Genomic DNA, 25,021 nt, shown 5'->3' on the forward strand with positions numbered 1-25,021 from the left:
ATGAAAATCAGAGGCTTTGAAAAAATTACTTCCTATCAAAATATGGATTTCCCCCTGCCCAGCAGACAAACCAGCCGCAGCGCCGGCTACGACATCTATCTGCCGGAAGAAGTCACCATTCCGGCCCATACCCAGAAGCTGGTGCCTACGGGAATCAAGGCGTATATGCAGGACAACGAATACCTGGGTATCCACATTCGCTCCAGCATGGCTGTAAAACGCCATTTGCGCCTGGTAAATAATGAAGGGATTGTAGATGCGGACTACTACAACAACCCGGACAACGAGGGTCATATGCTGCTGGCACTGTACAATGACAGCGACGAGGACGTGACTCTGCAAAAGGGCGAACGGGTGGCCCAGGGGATTTTCTATCAATATCTGTTGGCTGACCAGGACGGCGCCACCCCCAAACAGGAGCGCAGCGGCGGCTTTGGCAGCACCAAATAAGGAGCGATGCGCAATGAGCGACAATAAATGGAAGAAAATGGCGGATGCGGTGGATACCATCGGCGACTGGGCCGGCTACCATATTTATGAATGGTTCAAGCTGTTCCCGGAAGCCAGGGTAACAGCCCTGCGGGAATATATGTACGTGAAGGCCCATCTGGTGCAAAGCTGCGCCAAAATGGTGGGCCAGACCTACAGCCTGGAAGAATGGAACGATTTTTACCTGACCCTGGGCAAACAGATGGAAGCTACCCCGGACTACAGCTACGGGGCCAATTATGAGGAAATGTGTGAGGCCCTCCACGCCTATGAAGGGCTGAGCCTGCCCCAGGTACGCCAGGTCTTTGCCAAACGGGCAGGAATCGGGGCTACCGTATATTCCCAGCAATTTGTACCGGAATTAACAAATTTGTTCAGCCGGTGCATGGCAGATTTACGAAAAAACATTAAATAAGGCAAAAAGTGACGAAATTTGCTCAAATCGGTTGACATTTCGGCGCAGAATGCCTATACTAAAACCATAAAATTTACAAGTGATAGAGGCGCGGAAACGATCAGTAGTTTTCTGAGGGACACCAAAGAGGAAAATGAAAGGCCAACCGCCGAAGCAGGACCGTGGGTACATGGCCGTGCTGGGCTGCAGATCAAGAATCTGCAGACTGTCGCCTTAGGGTGGAGAGCTATCAATGATGTGGAATGAACAAGAGCTTCCTGGCAAAAGGAACGCTTCTATTTCTATAAGTCATTGGGCTCGCTCAATGACTTATTTTTTTAGGACAAAAGGAGAGATGGCTTCATGGTAAAAGTATTGGTAAACGGTGCATTGGGTAAGATGGGTCATACGGTTGTCCAAACGGTACTGAAACAAAGCGATATGGAACTGGTAGGCGCTGTAGATGTATTCGGGGAAGGCAAAACCGTGGAAGGCACGCCGGTGGATACCGATCTGGCAGCTGCCCTGGCCGCCCACAAACCTGATGTAGTGGTGGACTTCACCCGGCCGGATGTAGTTATGAATAGTCTTCGGACCATCTTGAACGCTAAAGTGAACGCTGTAGTGGGCACCACCGGTTTTACCAAGGAAAACTTGGACGAACTGGATGCCCTGGCCAAAAAGAATGATGTGGGCGTGCTGGTTTGCCCCAACTTTGCAATGGGCGCTGTGCTGATGATGAAAATCGCCACGGAAGTGGCCAAGTATTTCCCCCAAGTGGAAATCATCGAAATGCACCACGACCAAAAACTGGATGCGCCTTCCGGTACCGCCGTACTGACGGCCCAGAAATTGGCAGAAGCCAGAGGCGGGTTTGTAGCCCAGGGCAATCCGGATGAAACGGAAAAGCTGCCCCATGCCAGAGGTGCTGAATACGAAGGCATGAGAATCCACTCTGTTCGCCTGCCGGGCTTTGTGGCCAGCCAGGAAATCATCTTCGGCAGCATGGGCGAAACCCTGACGGTCCGCAACGATCCTGTCAGCCGGGAATGCTATATGCCGGGGGTTATGCTGGGCTGCCGTACCATGGTTAACAAAAAAGGTCTTGTCTACGGACTGGACGCCATTTTATAACATATCTAAAAACAATCGCTAGGGAAATAGAAAGGGGTACACATCATGAAACAATACAATTTGGCAATTTTGGGCGCTACGGGTGCCGTAGGTCAAGAATTTATCAATCTGCTGAACGAACGGGATTTCCCGTTTGCCAACCTGAAGCTGCTGGCTTCTGCCCGCTCTGCTGGCAAGGAACTGACCGTTCGGGGCAAAACCTATAAAGTGGAAGAAGCCAAGGCTGATTCCTTTAACGGCATTGACGTGGCTCTGTTTGCCGGCGGCTCCATCAGCAAGGAATTTGCTCCTATCGCTGTAAAAGCCGGCGCTGTGGTTATCGACAACTCCAGCACCTATCGGATGGACCCGGATGTGCCTCTGATTGTTCCGGAAGTAAACCCCCAGGACATCCAAAAACATCACGGCATCATTGCCAACCCCAACTGCTCCACCATTATCATGGTGATGGCCCTGAAACCCATCTATGACCTGGCTCGGATCAAACGGATCATCGTTTCCACCTACCAGGCTGCTTCCGGCGCCGGCAAAGACGGCCTGGACGAACTGGAACGCCAGATTCAGGAAGCTGCTGCCGGCAAAGAAATGGAAGCACATATTTTCCCCAGCGCTGGCATGCCGAAACATTATCCTCTGGCCCTGAACCTGATTCCGCAAATCGACGTATTCCTGGATAACCTGTACACCAAGGAAGAAATGAAGATGGTCAACGAAACCAAGAAAATCTTCTCCGATCCGGAAATGCGGGTAACGGCTACTACCGTTCGGGTACCTGTGTACAGAAGCCACAGCGAATCCGTCAACGTGGAACTGGAACACGATGTGGACCTGGCTGAAATCCGCAAGGCTTTGGCCAATTTCCCCGGCGTTGTGCTGCAGGACGATCCTTCCCAGCAGGTATATCCTATGCCCCTCTACACTTCCGGCCTGAACGATGTGTATGTAGGCCGTCTGAGACGGGACGAATCCGCTGCCAATAGCTTCAACTTCTGGTGCGTAGGGGACCAGATTCGTAAGGGCGCTGCCCTGAACACCCTGCAAATTGCAGAGACCATGGTTAAAAACGGCTGGCTGTAAGCAAAGAGGAGTCTGAGAGACATGAAAATCATTGTACAAAAATTCGGAGGAACGTCCGTAGCATCTCCTCACACCCGTGAGCTGGTTGTGAACAAAGTCAAGGAAGCTATCGGCAATGGCTATTCCCCTGTGGTAGTGGTATCTGCCATGGGCCGCAAGGGCGATCCCTTTGCCACCGATACGCTGATCAATATGCTGAAATCCGTGAACCCCTCTCCGGAGGATCACGAAATGGATCTGCTCATGGCTTGTGGGGAAATCATTTCCTCCGCAGTCATGGCGGCTACCTTGCAGGAAGCGGGCCTGAAGTCCAAAGCCCTGACTGGCGGCCAGGCAGGCATGATTACCGATAACGAATACGGCAACGCCAAAATCCGTAAGGTGGAACCGGATCACCTGCTGCAGCTGATTGAGCAGGGCATTATCCCGGTTATCTGCGGGTTCCAAGGGGTAACCGAAGACCATAAGAACATCACCACCCTGGGCCGGGGCGGCAGCGATACCTCTGCAGCCGCTTTCGGGGTAGCCCTGAAGGCTGACAAGGTGGAAATCTATACCGATGTGGACGGCGTTATGACCGCTGACCCCCGGGTAGTAAAAGATGCCAAGATTATCAAACAAATTTCCTACGATGAAATCCGGGAAATGGCCCACCAGGGCGCCAAGGTAATTCACCCCAGAGCGGTGGAAATCGTCATGCGCTACGGGGTGCCCATGGTAGTCAAGAGCACGTTCTCTGATGCCCCGGGCACGCTGATTACCAAGGAAGAAGATAACAACCCGGATATGGAGCAGCAGGACGATGTAAAAGGCCAGCATGCTTCCGGCGTGGCCAGCAAAACCGGCCTGTCCTTCTTTCAGGTAGAACTGGAACCGGGTGCCACCCACAACGGCAGTGAGCTGTTCGATACCCTGGCCCACAGAGGGGTCAGCATCGGCACCATGAGCCTCCAGCCCAGTTCCCTGATGTTTGCCACCTACAGTGCTGTAGCCAAAGATGCGGCTAAGGTGCTGGATGACCTGCATTTCAACTATACATTAACCGAAAATTGTGCTAAAGTAACGGTTGTCGGCGCTCACATGGGCGGGGTTCCCGGCATCATGGCCCGGTTCATCCTGGCCCTGACGGATGCAGGGATTCCCATTCTGCAAACCACTGATTCTGACAATCTCATTTCTGCCATTGTCAAGGACGACCAAGTGGATGCTGCTGTGAATGCGCTGCACAAGGCTTTTAAATCTCGGGAAGGTGAAGCGGAATGACTAGAACAAAACCCTACTTTGGTCGTTTGATGACGGCCATGGTAACCTTCTTTCACGAAGACGGCTCCCTGAATGCTGACGGCACAGCGGACTTTGCTGCCTGGCTGGTGGAACATGGCTCTGACGCAATCCTGGTTTCTGGGACCAGCGGCGAAGCCCCTACCATGACCGTGGAAGAAAAGGAAGAACTGTTTACCAAAGTAATTGCCAAGATTAACCATAAAGCTCCGGTAATCGTAGGCACCGGCTCCAACAACACGGCTGATGTGCTGAAGATGAACGAACTGGCAGAAAAAGTAGGCGCCGATGGGGTGCTGGTGGTGGGACCGTACTACAACAAACCGTCCCAGGAAGGTTTTTACCAGCATTTTAAGACCATTGCAGAGCATACCAAACTGCCGATTATCATCTACAACGTGCCCGGCCGTACCGGCACCAACATTCTGCCGGAGACCATCAACCGGTTGGCCCGGGAATGCTCCAACATTGTGGCAGTAAAGGAAGCTTCCGGCAATGTCAGCCAGGTGGCAGAACTGTACCGTATTGCTCCGGAAGATTTCTCCATCTACAGCGGTGATGACGGTTTAATCCTGCCGCTGATGAGCGTAGGGGCTGTGGGCCTCATCTCCGTACTCAGCAACGTAGGCGGAGAACTGCTCCAGGACCTGATGACCAGCTACGAAAAGGGCGAAGTACAAAAGGCCCGGGATTTGAATGCCAAGATGATTCCCCAGGCCAGATCCATGTTCCTGGTAAGCAACCCCATTCCCATCAAGGAAGCGGTTACCAAAATGACTCCCTTTAATGCCGGTCCGTACCGCCTGCCCCTGTGCCCGATGACGGACGCAGAACGGGCCAAGGTAACGGCTGCCTGGAAAGAAAGTGGCCTGCTGTAACAGCAAGGGCTGCACCACATAAGTTTGCGTTTGACCAAAACCACATGCAGTACCCGGACCTGCTGGGGGAAACCCTGGCAGGTCTTTTGGGCGTGCAAACCGTGTAATTGGACTCTTGACAAGCGGACATTTTTAGAGGAAAATGGTTACAGAAAAGATATCGGATGCATTGGCTAAAAGAGGAGACTAAAATTTATGAAACATTTGTTACAGCTAGATTTTCGCAAAGCCTTGCTGATCGTGTTCTTCTTTGCCCTGTACCGGAGTTTTATCACCGGGTCGCTGATGACCATGGCCGCAGCAGGCCTGATGGGCATCGCCCTCCTGGTGGAGTTTGGCCGTTCCCGGACTTAGCAAGGGTCCTGAACGGAAGTGTGGAAAAGGTTCGGATGCAGAAAAAAGCTTCAAGCAGCGTGCTGCCTGAAGCTTTTTTCGTGAATAGGGCCTGGCCGTACTTTATGGAGCAGGGAGGTCTTCCGCTCCCACGGTACCTTTTTCGGCTGCAAACTGGTATAATAGAGGCATAATCAAAGAGGAGAATTATTATGCTAGCTGATTTGCATATTCATACAACGTTTTCAGACGGAATTTATACCCCCCAGGAGATTGTGGACCAGGCGGTGGAAACAGGAATGCACACCATTGCCATTACGGACCATGACAATATCCAGGCGTTTGGGCCGGCTAATTCCTATATCCAGGAAAAAGGCTATACCTTGGAACTGCTCCGGGGAGTGGAGATAGATACCAATTATTATGGACGGGACGTCCATGTGCTGGGCTACCATTTTCGCCCGGACTATAAGCCTCTGCTTCAGGCCATGGCCTGGAACCGGGTGGGGCGGATTGACCGGGTCAGCCGGATCATAGACAAAATCAACAGTCTGGGCTATCCCCTGACCCTGTCGGAGGTGCGGGACGAGGCTGCCGGCTCCAAGAGCCTGGGCCGGCCGCATATTGCCAGGGTGCTGGTCAAGAAAGGGCTGTTTCCCACGGTGGGCGCGGTGTTTGATGCGCTGATTGCCGAGGGAAAGCCGGCCTACTGCCGCCAGGTGAAAATGAGCCCCAAGGAAGCTGTACAGCTGATTCACGAAGCGGGGGGCATTGCAGTGCTGGCCCATCCGGCGGAAATCAAGAATGTGAAGCTGGTGCTCCAGCTGCTTTCGGAAGTGCCCTTTGACGGGATGGAAGTCTGGCACCCTTCTACCCTGAAGGAACGGGTAAAGCACGATTGGCTGTCCATTGCCAAGGAGCAGGGTCTTTTGCCCAGCGGCGGCAGCGATCTGCACGGGAATCCTGACCGGTTCCCCAATCGTTTGGGAGAATTCCCCATTCAGTACGAAAATATTGCTGGCGTAATTAACGCCAAAAACCACTAAAATAAAGCGGGTGCGGCAAATGAAAGTGATTGCGTTTGTAGGCCCCAGCGGTACCGGGAAAAGCTACCGGGCCATCGGGGTAGCCCACGACCATGGCTGCAATGGCATCATCGATGATGGGCTGCTGATTGAAGGCACCAAGATTTTGGCAGGCAAGTCGGCCAAAACGGAACAGAATAAGGTACAGGCCGTGAAACGGGCCATCTTTATGGAAGATGACCACCGGGACGAGGTAAAACACGCCCTGACGGCCAGCGATATAGATACGCTGCTGGTTATCGGCACTTCGGACAAGATGGTGCGGACCATCTGCAAGCGTCTGGCTATTCCGGCACCGGCGGAGTACGTGTATATCCAAGACATTGCCACAGGCCGGGAAATGAAAAAGGCCCGGGAAATGCGCCTGAAGGAGGGCAAGCACATTGTGCCTGTGCCCACCATTGAGCTCAAGCCCCATTTGTCCGGGGTACTGGTGGATTTGCCCCACCGATTGTTCAACCGGAACAAAAGCAATAAGCCCCATTTGGCAGAGAAGTCCATTGTGCGTCCGGCCTTCAGCTACTATGGGAAGATTTCCGTGTCGGACTATGTGGTCATCGACATTGTGAAGATTGTGGTAAAAAAGAACAGAGATGTGGACCGAATCACGTCTATTAAGGTGCGCCGCCCTTCGGATACCAGCAAGGGCATGACCATCTATTTGGAACTGATTCTGTTCTTTGGTGCGCCGCTTTTTGAAGTGGTGAAAACCTTGCAGAATAAGATTAAGCTGAAAGTGGAGGGTATGACCTCCATGCCGGTAAAAAATATTGATGTTTCCGTGCGCAGCCTGACGGTGCGGCCGGAAGATAACCCGGAAAATAGTGAAAAGCCTGCGGCGGAGGATGATCTGGAACCTGTTATTGAGGTGGAGACCGAGGCTGTGCCGTAAGCCTGGAACCGGGCAGATAAGGAGAGTGTGCATGGCACCGGAAGAATTTGCCCGTTATGTGGCAGACAAGAAGAAAAAACTGCAGCAGGTAACGGCTGAGCCTGTCCAGCAGAAGGAAATCAACTACGGTCAGCAGCTGCGCATAGAGCAGGAAGGCGTGGCTGTCACCGTAGCTTTTTATAATGGAAAGAAAGGGCTCAAAATCGTCTGGGGCGGCAAGGAGTCCCCTCTGCGGCAGGTTTGTGAGGACTGCCTGTCGGGGTATGCGGTGACGCCCAAAAGCGTTGGCTCTACTACAAAAGAAGCGGTACTGGGCGGTCTGCGGGAAGAAACCCTGACCCTCCTGGCTGGCAAGCCGGGCTTTGATGGCTATTGGGCCGGCAGCGACGAGTCGGGCAAGGGGGATTTTTTGGGCCCTTTAGTAGTGGCGGCTGTGGCTGTGCGGAAAGAAACCGCCAGGCAGTTTCTGGAGTGGGGGATTCGGGACAGCAAGACCCTGACGGACGACAAAATCCACACGCTGGCAGAAAAAATCCGGGAGCATGCGGCAGGGTACTCTGTACTGACCCTGCGGCCCAAGTTCTATAACCAGCGGTATGCAGAGTTGAAAGCCCAAAAGCAGAATCTGAACCATTTGCTGGCCCACGGGCACGTGACGGCACTGGCCAAGGTGCTCAAGGAGTGCCCGGACTGTCATTTCGCCCTGGTGGACCAGTTCACCCGGGTTAATACCATTACCCGGGACCTGGAAGGGGCGTTCCCGGGACTGACGGTGTATCAGCAGCCCAGGGGAGAGCAGGACATGGCGGTGGCTGCGGCGTCCATTTTGGCCCGGGACCAGTTTGTCCAGGTGATGCAGCAGCTGTCGGAAGCGGCGGGCTTTGCCCTGCCCAAGGGCGGCGGTGCCCAGGCTACCAGAGCGGGAAAGAAACTGCTGGAAAAGTTTGGGGCAGAGCGGCTGGGAGAATTTGCCAAGCTGCATTTTGCCAATGCCAAGGAAGTGCTGGGAAAATAGACGTGGGGAAGGTTTGATGCCCTGCAAACGAGAAGAGAAAAGAGGCCAAGTGTGTGCAAACAGCTGGGCGTCCTTTTGATATTTGCCGGAAATATAGAAATATTTTCCGTTGTGACAACAAATTTACGATTGTTTCTCATTTGGCTGCTATAGCTATGGTATAATAAAGAGATGAATCAATGAACATGACAAAAATAGGGGATTTCCCCTAAATACAGATAATGGCAGGTTTTCGTACAATGAATAAAACTGTTTTTCGCGTGCTGTGCATTCTGTTTGTGGTAGTGGTCCTGGTTTCGGCTGGGGTTATCTACTTTACTTTTGATGTTTCGGCGCTGCGGTATCTTTCCACCTTTAAATTTTATTATGCCATTCTTGCTTTGTTGGTCCTGTCCATCGGCCTGTTCTTCGATGCCAGCCGGCTGATTACGCTGACCAAGATTTCGGGCGAGAAAATGGATTATACCCATGTGTACAATGCTGTATTCGCCAACTATTTCCTGGCCCTGTTGACTCCTGGCCAGGGGGGCGGCGGGATTGCCATGCTGCTGTTTATGAAACGGGCTGGGGTTCCCGTGGCCAAGTCCACGCTGATTATCATTGTGCGTACGGTAATGTCCATTTTGTTCCTGTTTCTGATGGTCCCTATTGTGTTTTATTTGGACCCGGAACTGGTTGGCTGGATGCCCAACAGTGTAATTGCCCTGGTCTGTGCGTTCTTTATCCTGACTCCTGGGCTTTTGTGGCATCTGGTGGTAACGGGCAAGATTGAGCACTGGCTGGTGCGTTTCTCCAAACGGTTTTCAACCCGGGTGCAGGAAGCAATTTTCCTGGGCTACCGGGATTTCCAACAGGCTATTTTCATGATGCAGCAGCATCCGCTCCAGGTTTTCCGGGCCTTTATTGAGTCTGGTCTGAGTTTGCTGTTCATTTATTCCGTAGTACCGGTGTTCATCCGGGCCTTTGGCATTCACATTCCTCTGTCCGTAATTATGGGCCGGATGTGCCTGATCAACCTGATTCTGTACTTTACGCCTACTCCTGGGGGTTCCGGCGTGGCAGAAGGCGGCTTTTTGGTACTGTTTAATCCCATTTTGCCTCCGGGCGTCTCCGGGGTGCTGGCCGTACTGTGGCGTTTCTTCTGTGAATACATTCCCTTCAGCATTGGGGCTGTGCTCACCATCCGTTACTTCGGCGTGGATATTTTGACGCAAATTCGCAATAGGAGGAACCTGGATTCATGACAAATATTCTGGTTACTGGCGGAGCAGGGTTTATTGGCTCCCATGTGGTTGCCTTGCTGCTGAAGCAGGGGTATGAAAAGGTATGCGTGCTGGACAATCTGTCCACTGGTAAAAAGGAAAACGTTCCCGCTGCCGTGCCCTTGGAAGTCCTGGACATCCGCAGCCCAGAACTTGAAGCCTTTCTCCAGAAACAGCAGTTTGATGTGGTAATCCATCTGGCGGCCCAGACCATGGTGCCCTTTTCCATGGCCCATCCGGATCTGGACGAAGCCATTAATATTTCCGGGATGGTGCATCTTTTGGAAGGCTGCCGGAAAAGCGGCGTGAAGAAGATTATTTTCTCCTCCAGCGCAGCCATTTACGGGGATAACCAGAACCTGCCCCTGAAGGAAACGGAAGCTCCGGCTCCCACGTCCTTCTATGGGCTCACCAAGGCGGCTGGGGAGCAGTACATCCGGCTGTACGAAAAGGCTTTTGGCCTCAAAGGCATCATCTTCCGCTTTGCCAATGTATACGGGGAGCGGCAGGGTGAAACTGGCGAAGGCGGCGTCATCAGCATCTTCGCCCAAAAGATTGCCAAACAGGAAGCGGTTTCCATTTTTGGGGACGGGAACCAGACCCGGGACTTTGTGTACGCCGGGGATATTGCCCGGGCCATTGTACTGGGAGTGGGCTATGAAGGCTCTGGTACCTTTAACGTTTCCACCAACCAGGAGGTCAGCCTGAACCAGTTGATTGCAGCCCTGGAAAAGGTTACCGGCAAGAAGCTCCAGGTAAACTACGGACCCGTACGGCCGGGAGATATTTATGCTTCCGTATTGTCCCACCAGGCCATTGTAGAAAAACTCAACATGACGGAGTTTACCCCTCTTGAACAGGGCCTGGCCAAAACCATGGCCTATTTTCAACGCCAGTACGGCAAATAATCAGCTACTAATTGAATGAAGGAATCCGGAGGTTTGGACCCATGAAAAAGTTTAGCGTATTTTGTCTCTTGCTGTGCCTGCTGCTTTTAGGCGGCTGTGCCGGCAGCAGCCAGAGCAGGGATAAAATGCAGAACAAGACCATGCGTCTGGCCACCGGCCAAAGCGGCGGTGCCTATGCGGGGCTGGGGGATGTTTTGACGCCCCTGCTGAACCAGAACATGAAGGGCGCTGCCGTTAAGACTGTAGAAACCAATGGTTCTGCAGCCAATATTGAGCTGCTGCGGCAGAAACGGGCAGAGCTGGCCCTGGTGCAGGGTGATGCGGCCTACGGGGCCCATACCGGGACGGAATCCTACCAGAACCGGAAAATGAGCAATCTCCAGGCCATCGGCACCCTGTTTGTGGAGCCGGTGCAGATTATCACCTACGATGTGACGGGAATCCGCAAACTGTCCGACCTGAAGGGGAAAACGGTGTCCGTAGGAGCAGCTGGCTCCGGCATGGAAAGCAACGCCCAACAGGTACTGGCTGCTGCAGGCATTACCTATGATGACCTGAATATCCAATATCTATCTGTAGCGGATACCCTGCGGGCGCTGAAGGAAGGCACGGTAGATGCGGCGTTTGTTACGTCGGTGCTGCCTACGCCGGCCCTTCAGGAATTGTCCCGGCAGCGGCGGCTGGTATTTGTACCGATAGCGGGCCAGGCCGCAGAAGAATTGTTGCGGAAGTACGATTTTTATCAGGAACTGGTGATTCCTGCGGGAACGTACGCTAACCAGACAGAAGCCTGTCCTACGGTGGCGGTGGAATGCCTTTTGGTGACCACCGATGGTACCAGCAAGGAAAACGCCCACAAATTGGCGGAAACCCTGTACGACCACTGGAATGAGCTGCGCCAGCAGTTCCCGTATCTGCCGGAACGGTCCCTAGAAAATATTTTACAGAATACGGAAATTCCCCTGACACCGGGAGCAGAGCAGTTCCTGACGGAAACCGAAGCCAAACAATAATCCAACGTTCAGGAAAAGTAATTTGCAAAACGGGCTCCAACACTGTATAATGAACAACAAGAGACTAGACCTATCGGTTTCGAAAAAGGGCCAAATGTTCGGAATCGTAGGGAATACGGGAAGAGAATCAAATAGTTTCGTTTGTTGGAGTATGGACGAAAATATACTCCAGTATTTCTATATGTAAAATAAATAAGGAGGTGTCTTTTTGAATAAAGGACAACAAAAGAAGTTAAGCATTATCCCCTTGGGCGGTCTGGGAGAGATTGGCAAGAATATGACCGCATTTCAGTACGGCAATGATATGATTTTGGTGGATGCTGGTTTGGCATTCCCCGATGACGATATGCTGGGCATTGATCTGGTAATTCCCGATACCACTTACCTGCAGGAAAACAAGGACAAGTTCAAGGCCATTTTCCTGACCCACGGTCACGAAGATCACATCGGCGCTCTGCCGTATATTATGAAGGACTTCAGCGTGCCCGTCTACGGAACTCCCCTGACCCTGGGAATCCTGGCCGGCCGTCTGAAGGAAAATGGTGTCAGCGACAGCAAATGCAAGGTGGTAAAGCCGGGCAACTCCGTACGGGCCGGCGCCTTCCGGGTGGAATTCATCCGGGTAAACCACAGTATTCCTGATGCCGTATGTCTGGCCATTCATACGCCTATCGGCGTGATTGTTCACACTGGCGACTACAAGTTCGACCAGACCCCTGTGGACGGTCAGGTGGCTGACTATGCAAAACTGGCGGAAATCGGCAATAAGGGCGTACTGCTGCTGCTGTCCGATTCCACCAATATTGAACGCACGGGCTATACGCCCAGCGAAAAAAGCGTGGGCAAGACCCTGGATGAACAGTTCAGACTGGCCAAGAACCGGGTCATTGTTGCCACCTTCTCTTCCAACGTACACCGGATCCAGCAGGTCGTTGACGCAGCTGTCATGACCCGCCGGAAAGTCGCTGTAATCGGCCGCAGCATGGTCAACGTAGTGAATATCTCCATTGAAATGGGATATCTAAACGTACCGGCCGGCGTGCTGATCGACATTGACGAAGCGAAAAACTACGCTCCCCGTCAGATTGCTATTATCACCACGGGCAGTCAGGGTGAACCGATGAGTGCCCTGACCCGGATGAGCAACAGCGACCACCGGAAAGTCTCCATTATGCCGGGGGATACGGTCATCATTTCCGCAACGCCTATTCCCGGCAACGAAAAGGGCGTAGCCCGGACCATCGACAACCTGTACAAACAGGGTGCTGAGGTGGTTTATGGCAAGGAGCAGGGCATTCACGTGTCCGGCCACGCCAGCCAGGAAGAAATCAAATTGATGCACCGGCTGATCCGGCCCAAGTTCTTTATGCCCGTCCATGGCGAATACCGCCATCTGGTAAAGCATAAGAAACTGGCCATGCAGCTGGGTATGCCTAAGGAAAACATCGTCATTGCCGAAAACGGCTCCGTAGTTGACGTAACCCCCAATTCCATCGGAATCAGCGGGAAGGTAACTGCCGGCAAGGTATTGATTGATGGTCTGGGTGTAGGTGACGTAGGCAACGTGGTTCTCCGTGACCGCCGCCAGCTGTCCCAGGACGGCATCCTGATTGTGGTGGTTACCATTGACCACAGCAACTACCGGATTGCTGCCGGCCCGGATATTGTTTCCAGAGGCTTTGTGTATGTACGGGAATCTGAGGAACTGATGGAAGGCGCACGGGACAGAGTGCTGAGTACCCTGGACAAGTGCCGGGAAAACAACATCACCGAATGGTCCGCCCTGAAATCGGCGGTACGGGATTCCTTGGGCAAGTATCTGTTCGAAAAGACCAGAAGACGTCCGATGATCCTGCCTTTGATTATGGAAATCTAAGTCTTAACTAATTCAAAACAAATCTTCAGGAAGGTAGAAGCGTGGAGAATAAAGGAAAACACGGGAGAAAAAAACAAACGAAATTTGATTTTACCATCAATCGGGAAGTGCTGGGGATTCTGCTGGCAGCCTTTGCCGTCTTTTTGGCGGCGGGGCTGGCAGGTCTGAATATCGGCAGCCTGGGGGCTTATCTGCTGAAGGTCCTGGTATATGCCCTGGGTGTGGGCAGCTTCCTTTTCCCCCTGTATGTGGGTGTTATGGGCCTGGCGTTTATCATCAACCATGAACACCTGCGGTTTTCCCGGAAATTCTTCACCCTTCTGCTGTTTCTTATTTCTATCCTATCCCTATGGCATGTGTACCACACACCGGAGGGCTCGGAACTGATTCCTGAGTATCTTATGACCGGTGGCGGCCTCTTGGGAGGCGCCATCGTGTTTGTTTTTACGAAAATATTGGGCCGGGTGGGTACGGTGATTCTCTTGAGTGCCAGTGCCCTGACGGCTTTGGTCCTCACCGGGAAGTTCTCCCTGAGCAAGCCGCTAAAAACGGCGGGCACCATGGCTGCCGAAGGAGCCGAAACTGCCGCCCAGAAATGGGAGGAAATGCGGGAACGGCGCCGGGAAAACAAGCATTCTTCTTTCTATAACCAGGAAGAGGACGGGAAAGAACTGCCTCTGTTCCCGGGACGCCAGGAAGAAAAACCTGCGGAGGAGCCCAAACTGACCTTTGCTGAACGGCTGAAAAAGGCCAGCAGCGGTCCTCTCCTGAAGTTCCAGAGGGAGCAGGTGGCTGCGTCCCCTTTGCCGGAACCGGCTTTTGCGCAGGCTTCTGAACCCTTTGGCGGCGAACCGGAAGACTCCGGCGAGTTTACGGTGCCGGAAAAGGACGGGGACAGCGGGGAAGAAAGCAACTACACCTTCCCGCCCCTGGATTTGCTGAACAAGGAAAAGCCCGTGAACAAGCGGAATTTCCAGCAGGAAATCGAGACCCAGGGTGGGACCATTGAGCAGACGCTCCACGACTTTGGGGTGAATGCCGCCCTGGTGAACGTGACCAAGGGACCTTCGGTCACCCGGTATGAACTGGAACCGGCCCCCGGGGTGAAGGTCACCAAGATTCAGAACCTGGCGGACGATATTGCCCTGAAGCTGGCTGTGTCCAGCATCCGGATTGAACCCATTCCCGGGAAGGCCGCTATCGGTATTGAAGTCCCCTCCCAGACGGTGGAACCGGTAACCTTCCGGTCCATTGTGGACTGTCCCGAGGTGAAAAACGCCAAGGGTAAGCTGTGCATTGGACTGGGTAAGGATATTTCCGGCCACGTGGTGGTGGCGGACCTGAGCCGTATGCCCCACCTGCTGATTGCAGGCTCTACGGGTTCTGGTAAATCCGTCTGCATCAACACCATTATTGCCGGGCTGCTGTATCGGTGCAAGCCCGAAGAAGTTAAACTGATCCTGGTGGATCCCAAGGTAGTGGAACTGACCAACTACAACGGGATTCCCCATTTGCTTACCCCTGTGGTGACCGGTCCTAAGCAGGCCGCTTCTGCCCTGCACTGGGCGGTGGTGGAAATGGAACGGCGCTACAGTCTGTTTGCCAAAACCCAGGTCCGGAAAATCGATGACTACAATGCCATTGCAGAACCTGGGGAGAAGCTTCCTTTTATTGTAATTATCATTGACGAGTTGTCCGATCTGATGATGGTGGCAGCGGTGGATGTGGAAGATGCCATTTTGCGTCTGGCCCAAAAGGCCCGGGCGGCAGGCATCCATCTGATCCTGGCCACCCAGAGACCTTCCGTGGACGTGCTGACCGGTACCATCAAGGCCAATATTCCTTCCCGGATTGCCTTTGCGGTTTCCTCCCAAATCGACAGCCGTACCATCCTGGACGCCAGCGGGGCTGAAAAGCTGCTGGGCCGGGGGGATATGCTGTTCTTCCCTACAGGGGCCAACAAGCCTCTCCGGGTACAGGGAGCCTTTATTACGGATGATGAGCTGAACCGCATCGTCGACTTTATCAAAGCCCAAGCCATTCCGCCTGCCTTTGCGCAGGAAGTAACTACCCAGGAATTGGCTGGAGATAAAAAGAACGCCGGTAATTCCGGTGATGAAGATGCTGAAGATGAACTGTTTGAAGATGCTGTGCGGCTGGTTATGTCCACCCATCAGGCTTCGTCCTCCATGCTCCAGCGGAAGTTCCGCATCGGGTATACCCGGGCGGCACGGCTGGTAGATGCCATGGAAGAAAAGGGCATTGTTGGTCCGGCGGATGGCAGCAAGCCGAGAGCGCTCATTATGAGTCCGACGGCAATCGAAGAAAGATTCTTTACCAAAACGTCTAAGAAAGAGGCCAACCTATTATGAAAAGCAAAATTGGAGCCTACTTAAGGCAAAAAAGAGAAGAGAAAAAACTCTCCTTGGAGGATATTGCCGAACATACCGGCATCCGGGAACCCTATTTGTCCGCTTTGGAAGAAGGGGAATTCAACAAGATTCCCGGAGATGTATTTATCCGCGGCTTTTTGCGCAACTATGGGAATTATCTGGGCCTGGATGGCAACCGGATTGTAGAGGCCTACCGGCTGGGGCTGGATCCCAAACTGGTGATGGGGGAGGAAGAAAAGGTGGAGATTCCGGTCAAGCCGGAGCTGCCCCGTTCTTCCGATACCATTGTGATTTCCCGGGATATGTTCCCCCTGCGGAAAAATCAGCCTGTGAAGGCGGCTGAACCCGCAAAGGAAACGGCTGCCGCTCCGGCGGTGGAAAACCCGGCAGAGGAAACTAGTCCGGAAACGGACGTAAAAACCGCTAAGCCGGCGGAAGCCGGTGCTGGCCTGGGGGCTATTGCAGCGGTAGAGCTGGAAGAAGCCATTAAGGCGGACAAGGAAGCCGCTGCCCAGGAAGAAGCTGCCAAAAAGGCGGCAGAACCTGCTGCGGCGGAGGAGCCTGCTGAAGCAAAACCGAAGGCTGAGGCTGACCAGCAGAAGGAAACGGCTGCGGGTACTACTGCCCTGGCAGGTGCGGCAATGGGTACCGCAGCAGGCGCTGCTGCCAGTACTGAAGCTGGTGCAGCAGGCACAAAAGTCGCTGAAGCAGCAGCTATAGACGCCACCGCCGGTACTGCCAGCGAAGAAGCAGCGGTCAGCAGCCCCAGTGATCCTAGCTCTGCCTCGGACGCTTTGGGCAAGGCCCAGGTCAAGGCGGCAGCCGTTTGGGCGGCAATCCAGGATAAGTTCCACCTGATGATGGACAAAATCCGGGAATTTATTGATGAAAATCTGTATGAAACCGTACCGGAGGAGGACGGCGGCGTAGTAGCCGAAGAACCTTCCCGGGGCCCTGGTTTCAGTTTTAAGGTCTTTGCTACGGTCTTTGGGGTATGCCTGGCCATTTTTGCTATGGTTATGGCCTACTTTATTTTCGGCGGGAAAACCACGCCGGACCTGCAGCCTGCCACCAACCTGACGGATGGGGTTAAATCCGACCATTCCACCCAGAAGGCACCGGAAGCCAAGCAGGAAGAACCGAAAAAGGAAGAAAAGAAAGAAGAACCCAAACCCACCCAGAAAACCCTGGGCTTGGGCAATAAGGTAACGGTTGAAATCACCTATAAGAAGCCGGTTTGGACCCAGACCCATGTGGACGGAAAAGTGGTAGAAGCTGCCACCATTCCTGCGGGCTCTACCCGTACCTACAAGGGGGATAAGGAAGTTTCCCTGAACCTGGGCAGTATCCGGGATGTGGAAATCAAGGTCAACGGCAAGGTGGTTCCCTACGGTGAAAAAGAGTGGGGCGTTGCCAATAAGACGTTCCGGGCCAACTAAGGCCTGATGCGGTAAGAAAGAGAGAGGAGCAGCAGTTTGGAAATCGGAGTTGTCAGCCTGGGCTGTCCCAAGAATCTGGTAGATTCTGAAGTGATGATGGGCCTGATCCAGGAAAGAAATTGGAAAATCACCAACGATCCTTCCCAAGCGGATGTGATTATTGTCAATACCTGTGGTTTTATTGAGAGCGCCAAGACGGAATCCATCAATACAATCCTGCAAATGGCGGAATACAAGAAGGAAGATGCGGCCCGGAAGCTGATTGTGACGGGCTGCCTGGGTCAGCGCTATGCCGACGACCTGTTCAAGGACCTGCCGGAAGTGGACGCCATTATCGGTACGGAATGCTACGAACAGATAGGTTCCGTCATTGACCGGGTACAGGCCGGGGAACGGTTTGTGCTGGTAAAGCCCCCCAAGGTCTATACCCAAAAGACCAAGCGGGTACTGGCTACGCCCAAGTACACTGCATATCTGAAGATTGCCGAAGGCTGCAACAACCGTTGTTCCTACTGCGCCATTCCGAAAATCCGGGGACCTTACCGGAGCCGTCCTTTTGAGGAAGTGTTGGACGAAGCCCGGAGCTTGGTGGAGCAGGGGGTGCGGGAGCTGATTGTGGTGGCCCAGGATACTACCCAATACGGCATTGACCTGTACCACAAGCTGCGCCTGTCCGAACTGCTGAAGGCCCTCAATGAGATTCCCGACCTGCGCTGGATCCGGGTGCTGTACTGCTACCCCGATTCCTTTACGGACGAGCTGATTGAAACCATGGCCACCTGCGACAAGGTCTGCAACTATGTGGACCTGCCGCTGCAGCACGCCAGCAACAGCCTTCTGAAAACTATGCGCCGCCGGGATACCCGGGAGCAGGTGGAAGAACTGCTGGCCAAGCTGCGTCGGCGGATTCCGGATATTTGCCTGCGCACCACGTTCATCGTGGGCTTCCCTGGGGAAACAGAGGAACAGTTTGCCGAACTGCTGGACTTTGTGAAAAAGGAACGGTTCCAGTGCGCCGGGGTGTTCACCTATTCCCAGGAAGAGGGAACGGAAGCCGGGGAAATGGAAAACCAGATTCCCGAAGACGTGAAGCAGGACCGGTACCATGAATTGATGGCGCTCCAGGCGGAAATTTCCGAGGAGATCCAGCAGGACCGGGAAGGCCGGGTTTTGGAAGTATTAATTGAAGGCAAGGACGAGGAAGATCCCAATCTGGCGGTGGGCCGCTCTTATGCGGAAGCCCCGGATATTGACGGGAAGATTTATGTGGAAGACGCTGGGGATCTGAAAATTGGGGATTTTGTAAAAGTACGGATCAGTCAGGGCTTCACCTATGAGGCTGTAGGACAGATCGTAAAGGAGTGATTCCTTGTGAACGTAGAAGTCATCAATACGGGGACGGAGCTGCTATTGGGAGATATTGTCAACACCAACTTCCAATACCTGTCCCGGATGCTCAATGATGCAGGCTTTAATGTGTTGTACCAAACCACCATCGGGGATAACGGCGACCGGCTGTTGGAAGTGTTGGGCGCGGCCCTGAAACGGGTGGATATCATCATTACCACCGGCGGTCTGGGACCTACCCGGGGGGACATTACCAAGGAAATGGTGGCCCAATATCTGGGGCTGCCCCTGGAACCCAGTGAAGTGTGGCTGGAAAAGCTGAGAAAGCATTTTGCCGCCCGCCATGTGGAAATGACGGACAACAACAAGAAACAGGCCATGATTCCTCAGGGAGGCATCGTTTTTGACAACCAGGTGGGCACGGCTCCCGGTATTGGTGTCTGGACTCCGGACCACAAACTGATTATTATGCTGCCGGGACCTCCGGCGGAGACCAGCTACGTTTTTTCCCACGAAGTGATGCCGTATCTGCGGCAAAGCTACAAGGACCAGGGCATCATCCACTCCCGGGTGCTGCACCTGCGGGGACTGACGGAATCCAAGGTGGCCCAGGAACTGGATGCCATTGTAATGGCCCAGACCAACCCCACCATCGCCATCTATGCCCGGAAGGGTGAGATCATCATCCGGATTACCGCCAAAAGCGACACCCTGGAAAAGGCGCAGGCCATGAATCTGGCCACAGAGCAGCAGATCCGGGGCGTACTGGGAGACTATATTTACGGGGTGGATTACGAAACCCTGCCAGAGGCATTGGGAAAGCAGCTGAAAGCCAAAGGGCTGACCATTTCCTTTGCCGAATCTTGTACCGGCGGCCTTGCCTCCAGCATGGTCACCGACATACCGGGAAGCTCCGAATACCTGATGGGTTCGGTAGTTTCTTATACCAATCAGGTAAAGCATCAGGTACTGGGAGTTTCCCAGGATACTTTGGAGCGCTATACTGCCGTTAGCGAAGAAACCTGCCGGGAAATGGCTGAAGGGATCCGCCGCCTTATGGGCACGGACCTGGGGGTCAGCATTACTGGAATCGCTGGGCCGGGCGGGGGTACACCGGAAAAGCCGGTGGGCCTGGTCTATGTAGGGGTGTCCGACAAGAATGGAACCCAAGTGCAGGAATGCCGTTTTAAAGCGGCCAGAACAACCATTAAATTACGAAGTGCCATGAATGCCCTGTCCCTCGCAATGGACCGGGTGAAAGATTTATAATTAGGAGATATTATGACCGAAAACAACGAAATGCAAAATAACACCACCACCATTACCCCTGCAGAAGAAATCACGTCTTTTGAAGACCTGCATTTGGACCGTAAAATCATCAACGCCCTGAAGGATATGGGCTTTGAAGAACCTTCCCCCATTCAGAAGGGTGCTATTCCCCTGGCTTTGGAAGGGGAGGACCTGATTGGCCAAGCCCAGACAGGTACTGGTAAGACGGCTGCCTTTGGGATTCCCATTATCCAAAACCTGGACGAAAAGAACCGCCACGTCCAAGCCCTGGTAATGTCCCCTACCCGGGAATTGTGCATCCAGGTAGCTGACGAAATCACCAAGATTGGCCGGACCAAACGGGTACGGGTACTGCCGGTGTACGGCGGCCAGCCCATCGATCGTCAGATCCGCAGCCTGCGCAACGGCATCCAGGTAGTCATTGGTACGCCGGGCCGTCTGCTGGACCATATTCGCCGTCAGACCATCAGCCTGGACCATGTGAAATTCCTGGTATTGGACGAAGCCGATGAAATGCTGGATATGGGCTTTGTAGATGATATGGAAGAAATCATCAAAAACGTTCCCACGGAACGCCAGACCATGCTGTTCTCTGCTACCATGCCCCGGCCCATTCTGAGCATCAGCAAGAAGTACATGAGAGCTCCCAAACTGGTGGCCATCCATAAGGAAGTCGTTACGGCTCCCACTATTGACCAATACTACTACGAAACCCGGGATAAGGTGGACGGTCTGTGCCGCATTCTGGACACCACCGACGACTGCCGGATGATTATTTTCTGCCGCACCAAGAAGGGTGTGGACGAGCTGGTTATTGCCCTGGCTACCCGGGGCTACGAAGCTGAAGGGCTGCACGGCGACCTGAGCCAGAATCAGCGTGACCGAGTTATGAAGAAATTCCGTCAGGGCCAGGTGGACATCCTGGTAGCTACCGACGTGGCAGCCAGAGGCCTGGACATCGACAACATCACCCACGTGGTGAACTTCGATATTCCCCAGGATCCGGAAAGCTACGTGCACCGCATTGGCCGTACGGGCCGTGCCGGCAACACCGGTGTTGCCCTGACCTTCATCACGCCTCGGGAATTCAGACAGCTGAAGCTGATTGAACGGAGCATCAAGACCAAGATTATCCGCGGCACCCTGCCTACCGATGCCAGCGTGCTGGAAAGACAAAGAGAGCAGATCGTTTCCAAGATGCAGAGCATTCTGGAACAGGATCGGTTCCATGAATACCTGCCCATCGTGGAAGCCCTGGAAAAGGACTACGATACCCAGGATATTGCAGCTGCTGCCCTGAAGTTCATGCAGGAAGGCGCCAAAGCCCTGGAAGAACCGGAAGAACAGGTGGGTCCTGCGGGCCTCAGCAACACCGGCGCAAAACCTGGCATGGTGCGCCTGTTTGTGAATATCGGCAAGAGCTCCCGGGTAACGGTGCGGGATATTGTCCAAAGTATTGCCATCGAAGCGGAAATTCCGGCTCACAGCATTGGCCGGATCAGCATTTACGACAAGTTCAGCTTTGTTGAGGTTCCCATGGAATATGCGGAAAAGGTTCTGGCCGTTATGCACCGGAACACCATCCGTGGCTACAAGGTGAACATGGAGCCGGCAAAAGCAAGAGGATAATTGTATGACTCATGAAATCTATGGACGGACGGAGGGCCTGAAAAAACAGGTCCTCACCCAATTAGAAGCAATCTATGAGCTGCAAGCAGGGCAGGGCCAACTGATCAGTCAGGAGTTGGCCCTTGTTTTGCGTGACCTGTCGGACCAGATCAAGCGGGAAATCTCCGTATATCTGGACCGGAAGGGGGTGGTGACAGCGGTAGCGGTGGGTTCCGATTCCCACGTGGAGCTGCCGGCCATCGACAGCCGCCGGAGCCAATTCCGGCTGTGCGGCATTACCTGCATCCATACCCACCCGGAAGGTGCAGCCAAACTCAGCGGGGTGGATATTTCTGCCCTGAAGGACTTGCGCTTTGATGCTATGGCGGCTATGGCGTGGGAAGATCTGTCCCAGGACCCCCTGTTGTCCTTTGGAATGATTACGGACCTGGATGACGACCAAAACCCCGTTGTGGAGGAATTTGGCCCCTTTACGGCCAAGAATGCAGCCCGGATTCCCTTTGGGAATATGATCCATATGATCGAACGGATTCTTGGAAAAAAGACCCGGGGCCACAGCCTGGCCAGCGGTCCGGAACGGGCCATGCTGGTTTCCCTGAACTGGGGGGACCCCCATGCCCGCTGGACGGCGGAGGATTCCATTCAGGAACTGGGACAGCTGGCGGAAACGGCCGGCGCCGAAGTGGTGGGCAAGTTTGTCCAGTCCCGGCCCAAACCGGACCCGGTATTCTTTATCGGCAAAGGGAAGGTCCAGGAACTGTCGCTGTTTGCCCAGCAGGAAGAAGTGGACCTGTGCATCTTTGACGACGAGCTGTCCCCGGCCCAGCAGCGGAATCTGGAGCAGGCTATTGGCGTGCGGATCATCGACCGGACGGGCCTGATTCTGGATATCTTTGCGGGGCGCGCCCGGACCAGTGAAGGGAAGCTCCAGGTTGAGCTGGCCCAGTTAAAGTATATGCTGCCCAGAATCATGGGGCAGGGCACCAGCCTTTCCCGGCTGGGCGGCGGCATTGGTACACGGGGTCCCGGCGAAACCAAGCTGGAAGTGGACCGGCGGCGGATTCGTGACCGGATTTCCTTCCTGGAAGACCAGATCAAGAAAATGAAAAGTTCCCGGGACCTGCAGCAGCGGGCCCGGAACAAGAACGAGGTGGCCCAGGTGTCCCTGGTGGGGTATACCAACGCAGGAAAATCCACTCTGCTAAATACCTTGACCCATTCGGACATCTATGCCCAGGATCAGCTGTTTGCTACCCTGGACCCCACCACCCGGCAGCTGGAACTGCCGGACCAGGGCTTCTGTACTATTACGGACACCGTTGGCTTTATCCAGCGGCTGCCCCACCAACTGGTAGCGGCCTTTAAATCCACCCTGGAGGTGGTAAAGGACGCGGACCTGCTGCTCCATGTGATTGATTGCAGCCACGAAATGGCCAACGAGCAGGAGGAAGCCGTGTACCAGGTACTCCAGGAGCTGGGCGTTACCGATAAGCCCATGCTGAAGGTGTACAACAAGATTGACAAGCTGGAACACCAGGAAGGTCTGGTGCACCGGCTTTCGGCCCAGGAAAATACCCTGTGTGTGTCTGCCAAGACCGGCGAGGGCATTCCTGAGCTGCTCCAGGCCATTGCCAAAGCCCTGGGCAAGGACGTGCTGGAGCTGTCCCTTTGCATCCCCTACGATAAGACCAAGCTGGCGGCCCAGCTTCACGAGGAAGCTACGGTGCTCAGCGAGAAGTACGGGGAAAAGGGCGTAATGCTGAAAATCCGGCTGGCCAAGGATAAAAAATCCCTGGTTGAGCCGTATATACTAGAGGAGGTTTCACTGTAAAAATGATTGAATGGGATAAAATTGAGCAGCAGGCCCTGGAATGCGTGGCCCGTCAAACCAAGGAACATGAGGAAGCGGCAGTCTACAACACCAAAAAGGTGCTGGACGCCTTTGCAGCCCATCAGGTAGCAGATTACTATATGCTGCCCAGCAACGGCTATGCCTATTCCGATACGGGACGGGACCAGCTGGACCTGATTTATGCGGATATCTTCAAGACGGAAGCGGCGCTGGTCCGTTCCCAGTTTGTTTCCGGCACCCATGCCCTGGCGGTGGCCCTTTTGGGCAATCTCCATCCGGGAGATGAGCTGATTGCCGCCACCGGCGAACCCTATGACACCATGCAGACCATTATCGGCAGCCCGGTGAAAACTCCTGGCTCCCTAACGGATCTGGGGGTCATTTACAAGGAAATTCCCATGGCAGGGGATACCCCGGGCATTCCCGCCCTGCTCAAGGCCCTGAGTCCCAAGACCCGAATGGTTCACGTGCAGCGCTCCTGCGGCTACAGCAGCAAGAGAAAGACCCTGACCGTGGCCAAAATCGGGGAAATCTTTAAGGCCGTGAAGGCTGTGCGGCCGGACATCATCTGCTTTGTGGACAACTGCTACGGGGAATTCATCGAAAAGCAGGAACCGACGGAAGTGGGGGCGGACCTGGTGGCCGGCTCCCTGATCAAGAACCTGGGCGGCGGCCTGGCTCCCACCGGCGGCTATATTGCCGGCCGGGCGGATCTGGTAGAACAGGCTTCCTACCGGCTGACTGCTCCGGGCCTGGGCGGCGAAATGGGCGCTACCCTGGGGGATACTGCCCGGGAAATGTACCAGGGCCTGTTTTTGGCACCCCATGTGGTACTCCAGGCCGTGAAGACCTCCATTTTCGCAGCCTCCGTGTTCCAGTCCCTGGGCTTTTCTGTGTCTCCGTCCCCTGAGGACGTGCGCAGCGACATTATCCAAACCATCGTGCTGAACAACCGGGAAAACCTGTGTGCCTTCTGCGAAGCCATCCAGGCCCATTCCCCGGTAAACGCCCACGTGACCCCGGTGCCTTCCCATCTGCCGGGCTACCAGGACGAAATCATCATGGCCGCCGGTACCTTTGTGCAGGGCGCATCCATTGAGCTCAGTGCCGATGCTCCTCTGCGGGACCCCTTCCGGGTATTCATGCAGGGCGGCCTGACTTTTGAACACGGCCGCATTGCCATCATGGCTGCTGCCAAACAGATTATGGAACAAGGCAAATAAGAGAAATAAGAAAGAACGCTCCTACTGGATCTACCGGATCCGGTGGGGGCGTTTTTGCGTGCAGGGGAGGGTGGGCTAAGGTAACTTCTTACCGGCTTGCAGGAAAGCTGAATTTCTGTTCTCTTGACGAAGAAAAATCGCAATTTTATGTAAAATCCAGTTGTACTCTGCTATAATAGTATTGTGTAATAATTCTAGAAACAGGTTATAC

At 54.0% G+C, this 25,021-nt stretch carries 21 protein-coding genes and 1 riboswitch; all 21 genes read left to right on the top strand.

Going from position 1 to position 25,021, the window contains the following annotated elements; genetic code table 11:
- The 21 genes from LKE88_RS02555 (at position 1) to LKE88_RS02655 (ending at position 24,810) form a co-directional block, all read left to right on the top strand.
- Positions 1-450 (top strand): dCTP deaminase/dUTPase family protein, encoded by a 450-nt coding sequence (locus LKE88_RS02555; RefSeq protein WP_105325510.1) that lies wholly within the window; start codon positions 1-3, stop codon positions 448-450.
- A 13-nt stretch (positions 451-463) separates the two neighbouring features.
- Complete coding sequence (locus LKE88_RS02560) at positions 464-904, top strand: hypothetical protein (protein WP_231086282.1); 441 nt, start codon at positions 464-466, stop codon at positions 902-904.
- Positions 905-979: 75 nt separating this feature from the next.
- Positions 980-1,141, top strand: a riboswitch (Lysine riboswitch).
- Positions 1,142-1,246: 105 nt separating this feature from the next.
- Positions 1,247-2,017, top strand: coding sequence for a 4-hydroxy-tetrahydrodipicolinate reductase (gene dapB / locus LKE88_RS02565; protein WP_105325508.1), 771 nt, complete (start codon positions 1,247-1,249; stop codon positions 2,015-2,017).
- Positions 2,018-2,062: 45 nt separating this feature from the next.
- The gene (locus LKE88_RS02570; RefSeq protein ID WP_105325507.1) at positions 2,063-3,094 is read left to right on the top strand and encodes an aspartate-semialdehyde dehydrogenase; all 1,032 of its coding nucleotides are present in this window, start codon (positions 2,063-2,065) and stop codon (positions 3,092-3,094) included.
- 21 nt (positions 3,095-3,115) lie between these two features.
- Positions 3,116-4,357 carry an aspartate kinase gene (dapG, locus tag LKE88_RS02575; RefSeq protein ID WP_105325506.1) on the top strand — a complete coding sequence of 414 codons (1,242 nt, stop codon included), beginning with the start codon at positions 3,116-3,118 and terminating at the stop codon, positions 4,355-4,357.
- Positions 4,354-5,253, top strand: coding sequence for a 4-hydroxy-tetrahydrodipicolinate synthase (gene dapA, locus LKE88_RS02580; protein WP_105325505.1), 900 nt, complete (start codon positions 4,354-4,356; stop codon positions 5,251-5,253). The genes dapG and dapA overlap by 4 nt, the downstream gene beginning before the upstream one ends.
- 195 nt (positions 5,254-5,448) lie before the next feature.
- A complete protein-coding gene (locus tag LKE88_RS02585) occupies positions 5,449-5,607 on the top strand; it encodes a hypothetical protein (RefSeq protein WP_158572329.1) in 159 nt (52 codons plus the stop codon).
- A gap of 191 nt (positions 5,608-5,798) precedes the next feature.
- Positions 5,799-6,632 (top strand): PHP domain-containing protein, encoded by an 834-nt coding sequence (locus tag LKE88_RS02590; RefSeq protein WP_118286948.1) that lies wholly within the window; start codon positions 5,799-5,801, stop codon positions 6,630-6,632.
- 19 nt (positions 6,633-6,651) lie between these two features.
- On the top strand, positions 6,652-7,563 hold the full coding sequence (locus LKE88_RS02595) for an Asp23/Gls24 family envelope stress response protein (protein ID WP_105325503.1): 912 nt from the start codon (positions 6,652-6,654) through the stop codon (positions 7,561-7,563).
- Positions 7,564-7,594: 31 nt separating this feature from the next.
- Positions 7,595-8,578, top strand: coding sequence for a ribonuclease HIII (rnhC, locus tag LKE88_RS02600; protein WP_276802663.1), 984 nt, complete (start codon positions 7,595-7,597; stop codon positions 8,576-8,578).
- Positions 8,579-8,817: 239 nt separating this feature from the next.
- Entirely contained in the window at positions 8,818-9,822 is a 1,005-nt protein-coding gene (locus tag LKE88_RS02605) for a lysylphosphatidylglycerol synthase transmembrane domain-containing protein (protein ID WP_105325501.1), read from the top strand.
- Positions 9,819-10,748: an NAD-dependent epimerase/dehydratase family protein gene (locus LKE88_RS02610; protein WP_105325500.1), complete on the top strand. Its 930-nt coding sequence runs from the start codon at positions 9,819-9,821 to the stop codon at positions 10,746-10,748. The genes LKE88_RS02605 and LKE88_RS02610 overlap by 4 nt, the downstream gene beginning before the upstream one ends.
- Positions 10,749-10,789: 41 nt before the next feature.
- A complete protein-coding gene (locus tag LKE88_RS02615; protein ID WP_105325499.1) occupies positions 10,790-11,761 on the top strand; it encodes a TAXI family TRAP transporter solute-binding subunit in 972 nt (323 codons plus the stop codon).
- A 208-nt stretch (positions 11,762-11,969) separates the two neighbouring features.
- A complete protein-coding gene (locus LKE88_RS02620; protein ID WP_105325498.1) occupies positions 11,970-13,637 on the top strand; it encodes a ribonuclease J in 1,668 nt (555 codons plus the stop codon).
- 41 nt (positions 13,638-13,678) lie between these two features.
- Positions 13,679-16,009 (top strand): FtsK/SpoIIIE family DNA translocase, encoded by a 2,331-nt coding sequence (locus LKE88_RS02625; protein ID WP_105325497.1) that lies wholly within the window; start codon positions 13,679-13,681, stop codon positions 16,007-16,009.
- Positions 16,006-17,469, top strand: coding sequence for a helix-turn-helix domain-containing protein (locus tag LKE88_RS02630; protein WP_276802668.1), 1,464 nt, complete (start codon positions 16,006-16,008; stop codon positions 17,467-17,469). Before LKE88_RS02625 ends, LKE88_RS02630 begins: the two co-directional genes overlap by 4 nt.
- Positions 17,470-17,505: 36 nt before the next feature.
- The gene (gene rimO, locus LKE88_RS02635) at positions 17,506-18,834 is read left to right on the top strand and encodes a 30S ribosomal protein S12 methylthiotransferase RimO (RefSeq protein ID WP_118286949.1); all 1,329 of its coding nucleotides are present in this window, start codon (positions 17,506-17,508) and stop codon (positions 18,832-18,834) included.
- A 6-nt stretch (positions 18,835-18,840) separates the two neighbouring features.
- On the top strand, positions 18,841-20,085 hold the full coding sequence (locus LKE88_RS02640; RefSeq protein WP_105325494.1) for a competence/damage-inducible protein A: 1,245 nt from the start codon (positions 18,841-18,843) through the stop codon (positions 20,083-20,085).
- 30 nt (positions 20,086-20,115) lie between these two features.
- On the top strand, positions 20,116-21,735 hold the full coding sequence (locus LKE88_RS02645; protein WP_420837390.1) for a DEAD/DEAH box helicase: 1,620 nt from the start codon (positions 20,116-20,118) through the stop codon (positions 21,733-21,735).
- A 4-nt stretch (positions 21,736-21,739) separates the two neighbouring features.
- Positions 21,740-23,566, top strand: a complete 1,827-nt coding sequence (gene hflX, locus LKE88_RS02650) for a GTPase HflX (protein ID WP_276802671.1) — start codon at positions 21,740-21,742, stop codon at positions 23,564-23,566.
- A gap of 2 nt (positions 23,567-23,568) precedes the next feature.
- Complete coding sequence (locus LKE88_RS02655; protein ID WP_276802673.1) at positions 23,569-24,810, top strand: methionine gamma-lyase family protein; 1,242 nt, start codon at positions 23,569-23,571, stop codon at positions 24,808-24,810.
- The last annotated feature ends 211 nt before the right edge of the window (positions 24,811-25,021 follow it).

The organism is Acidaminococcus hominis (assembly GCF_022484025.1).
Classification (GTDB): domain Bacteria; phylum Bacillota; class Negativicutes; order Acidaminococcales; family Acidaminococcaceae; genus Acidaminococcus; species Acidaminococcus hominis.

Excerpts from the sequence above, each read along its gene's own strand:
- LKE88_RS02555 (WP_105325510.1), top strand. The coding sequence starts at position 1 with ATGAAAATCAGAGGCTTTGAAAAAATTACTTCCTATCAAAATATGGAT.
- LKE88_RS02560 (WP_231086282.1), top strand. The coding sequence starts at position 464 with ATGAGCGACAATAAATGGAAGAAAATGGCGGATGCGGTGGATACCATC.
- dapB (WP_105325508.1), top strand. The coding sequence starts at position 1,247 with ATGGTAAAAGTATTGGTAAACGGTGCATTGGGTAAGATGGGTCATACG.
- LKE88_RS02570 (WP_105325507.1), top strand. The coding sequence starts at position 2,063 with ATGAAACAATACAATTTGGCAATTTTGGGCGCTACGGGTGCCGTAGGT.
- dapG (WP_105325506.1), top strand. The coding sequence starts at position 3,116 with ATGAAAATCATTGTACAAAAATTCGGAGGAACGTCCGTAGCATCTCCT.
- dapA (WP_105325505.1), top strand. The coding sequence starts at position 4,354 with ATGACTAGAACAAAACCCTACTTTGGTCGTTTGATGACGGCCATGGTA.
- LKE88_RS02585 (WP_158572329.1), top strand. The coding sequence starts at position 5,449 with ATGAAACATTTGTTACAGCTAGATTTTCGCAAAGCCTTGCTGATCGTG.
- LKE88_RS02590 (WP_118286948.1), top strand. The coding sequence starts at position 5,799 with ATGCTAGCTGATTTGCATATTCATACAACGTTTTCAGACGGAATTTAT.
- LKE88_RS02595 (WP_105325503.1), top strand. The coding sequence starts at position 6,652 with ATGAAAGTGATTGCGTTTGTAGGCCCCAGCGGTACCGGGAAAAGCTAC.
- rnhC (WP_276802663.1), top strand. The coding sequence starts at position 7,595 with ATGGCACCGGAAGAATTTGCCCGTTATGTGGCAGACAAGAAGAAAAAA.
- LKE88_RS02605 (WP_105325501.1), top strand. The coding sequence starts at position 8,818 with ATGAATAAAACTGTTTTTCGCGTGCTGTGCATTCTGTTTGTGGTAGTG.
- LKE88_RS02610 (WP_105325500.1), top strand. The coding sequence starts at position 9,819 with ATGACAAATATTCTGGTTACTGGCGGAGCAGGGTTTATTGGCTCCCAT.
- LKE88_RS02615 (WP_105325499.1), top strand. The coding sequence starts at position 10,790 with ATGAAAAAGTTTAGCGTATTTTGTCTCTTGCTGTGCCTGCTGCTTTTA.
- LKE88_RS02630 (WP_276802668.1), top strand. The coding sequence starts at position 16,006 with ATGAAAAGCAAAATTGGAGCCTACTTAAGGCAAAAAAGAGAAGAGAAA.
- LKE88_RS02645 (WP_420837390.1), top strand. The coding sequence starts at position 20,116 with ATGCAAAATAACACCACCACCATTACCCCTGCAGAAGAAATCACGTCT.
- hflX (WP_276802671.1), top strand. The coding sequence starts at position 21,740 with ATGACTCATGAAATCTATGGACGGACGGAGGGCCTGAAAAAACAGGTC.
- LKE88_RS02655 (WP_276802673.1), top strand. The coding sequence starts at position 23,569 with ATGATTGAATGGGATAAAATTGAGCAGCAGGCCCTGGAATGCGTGGCC.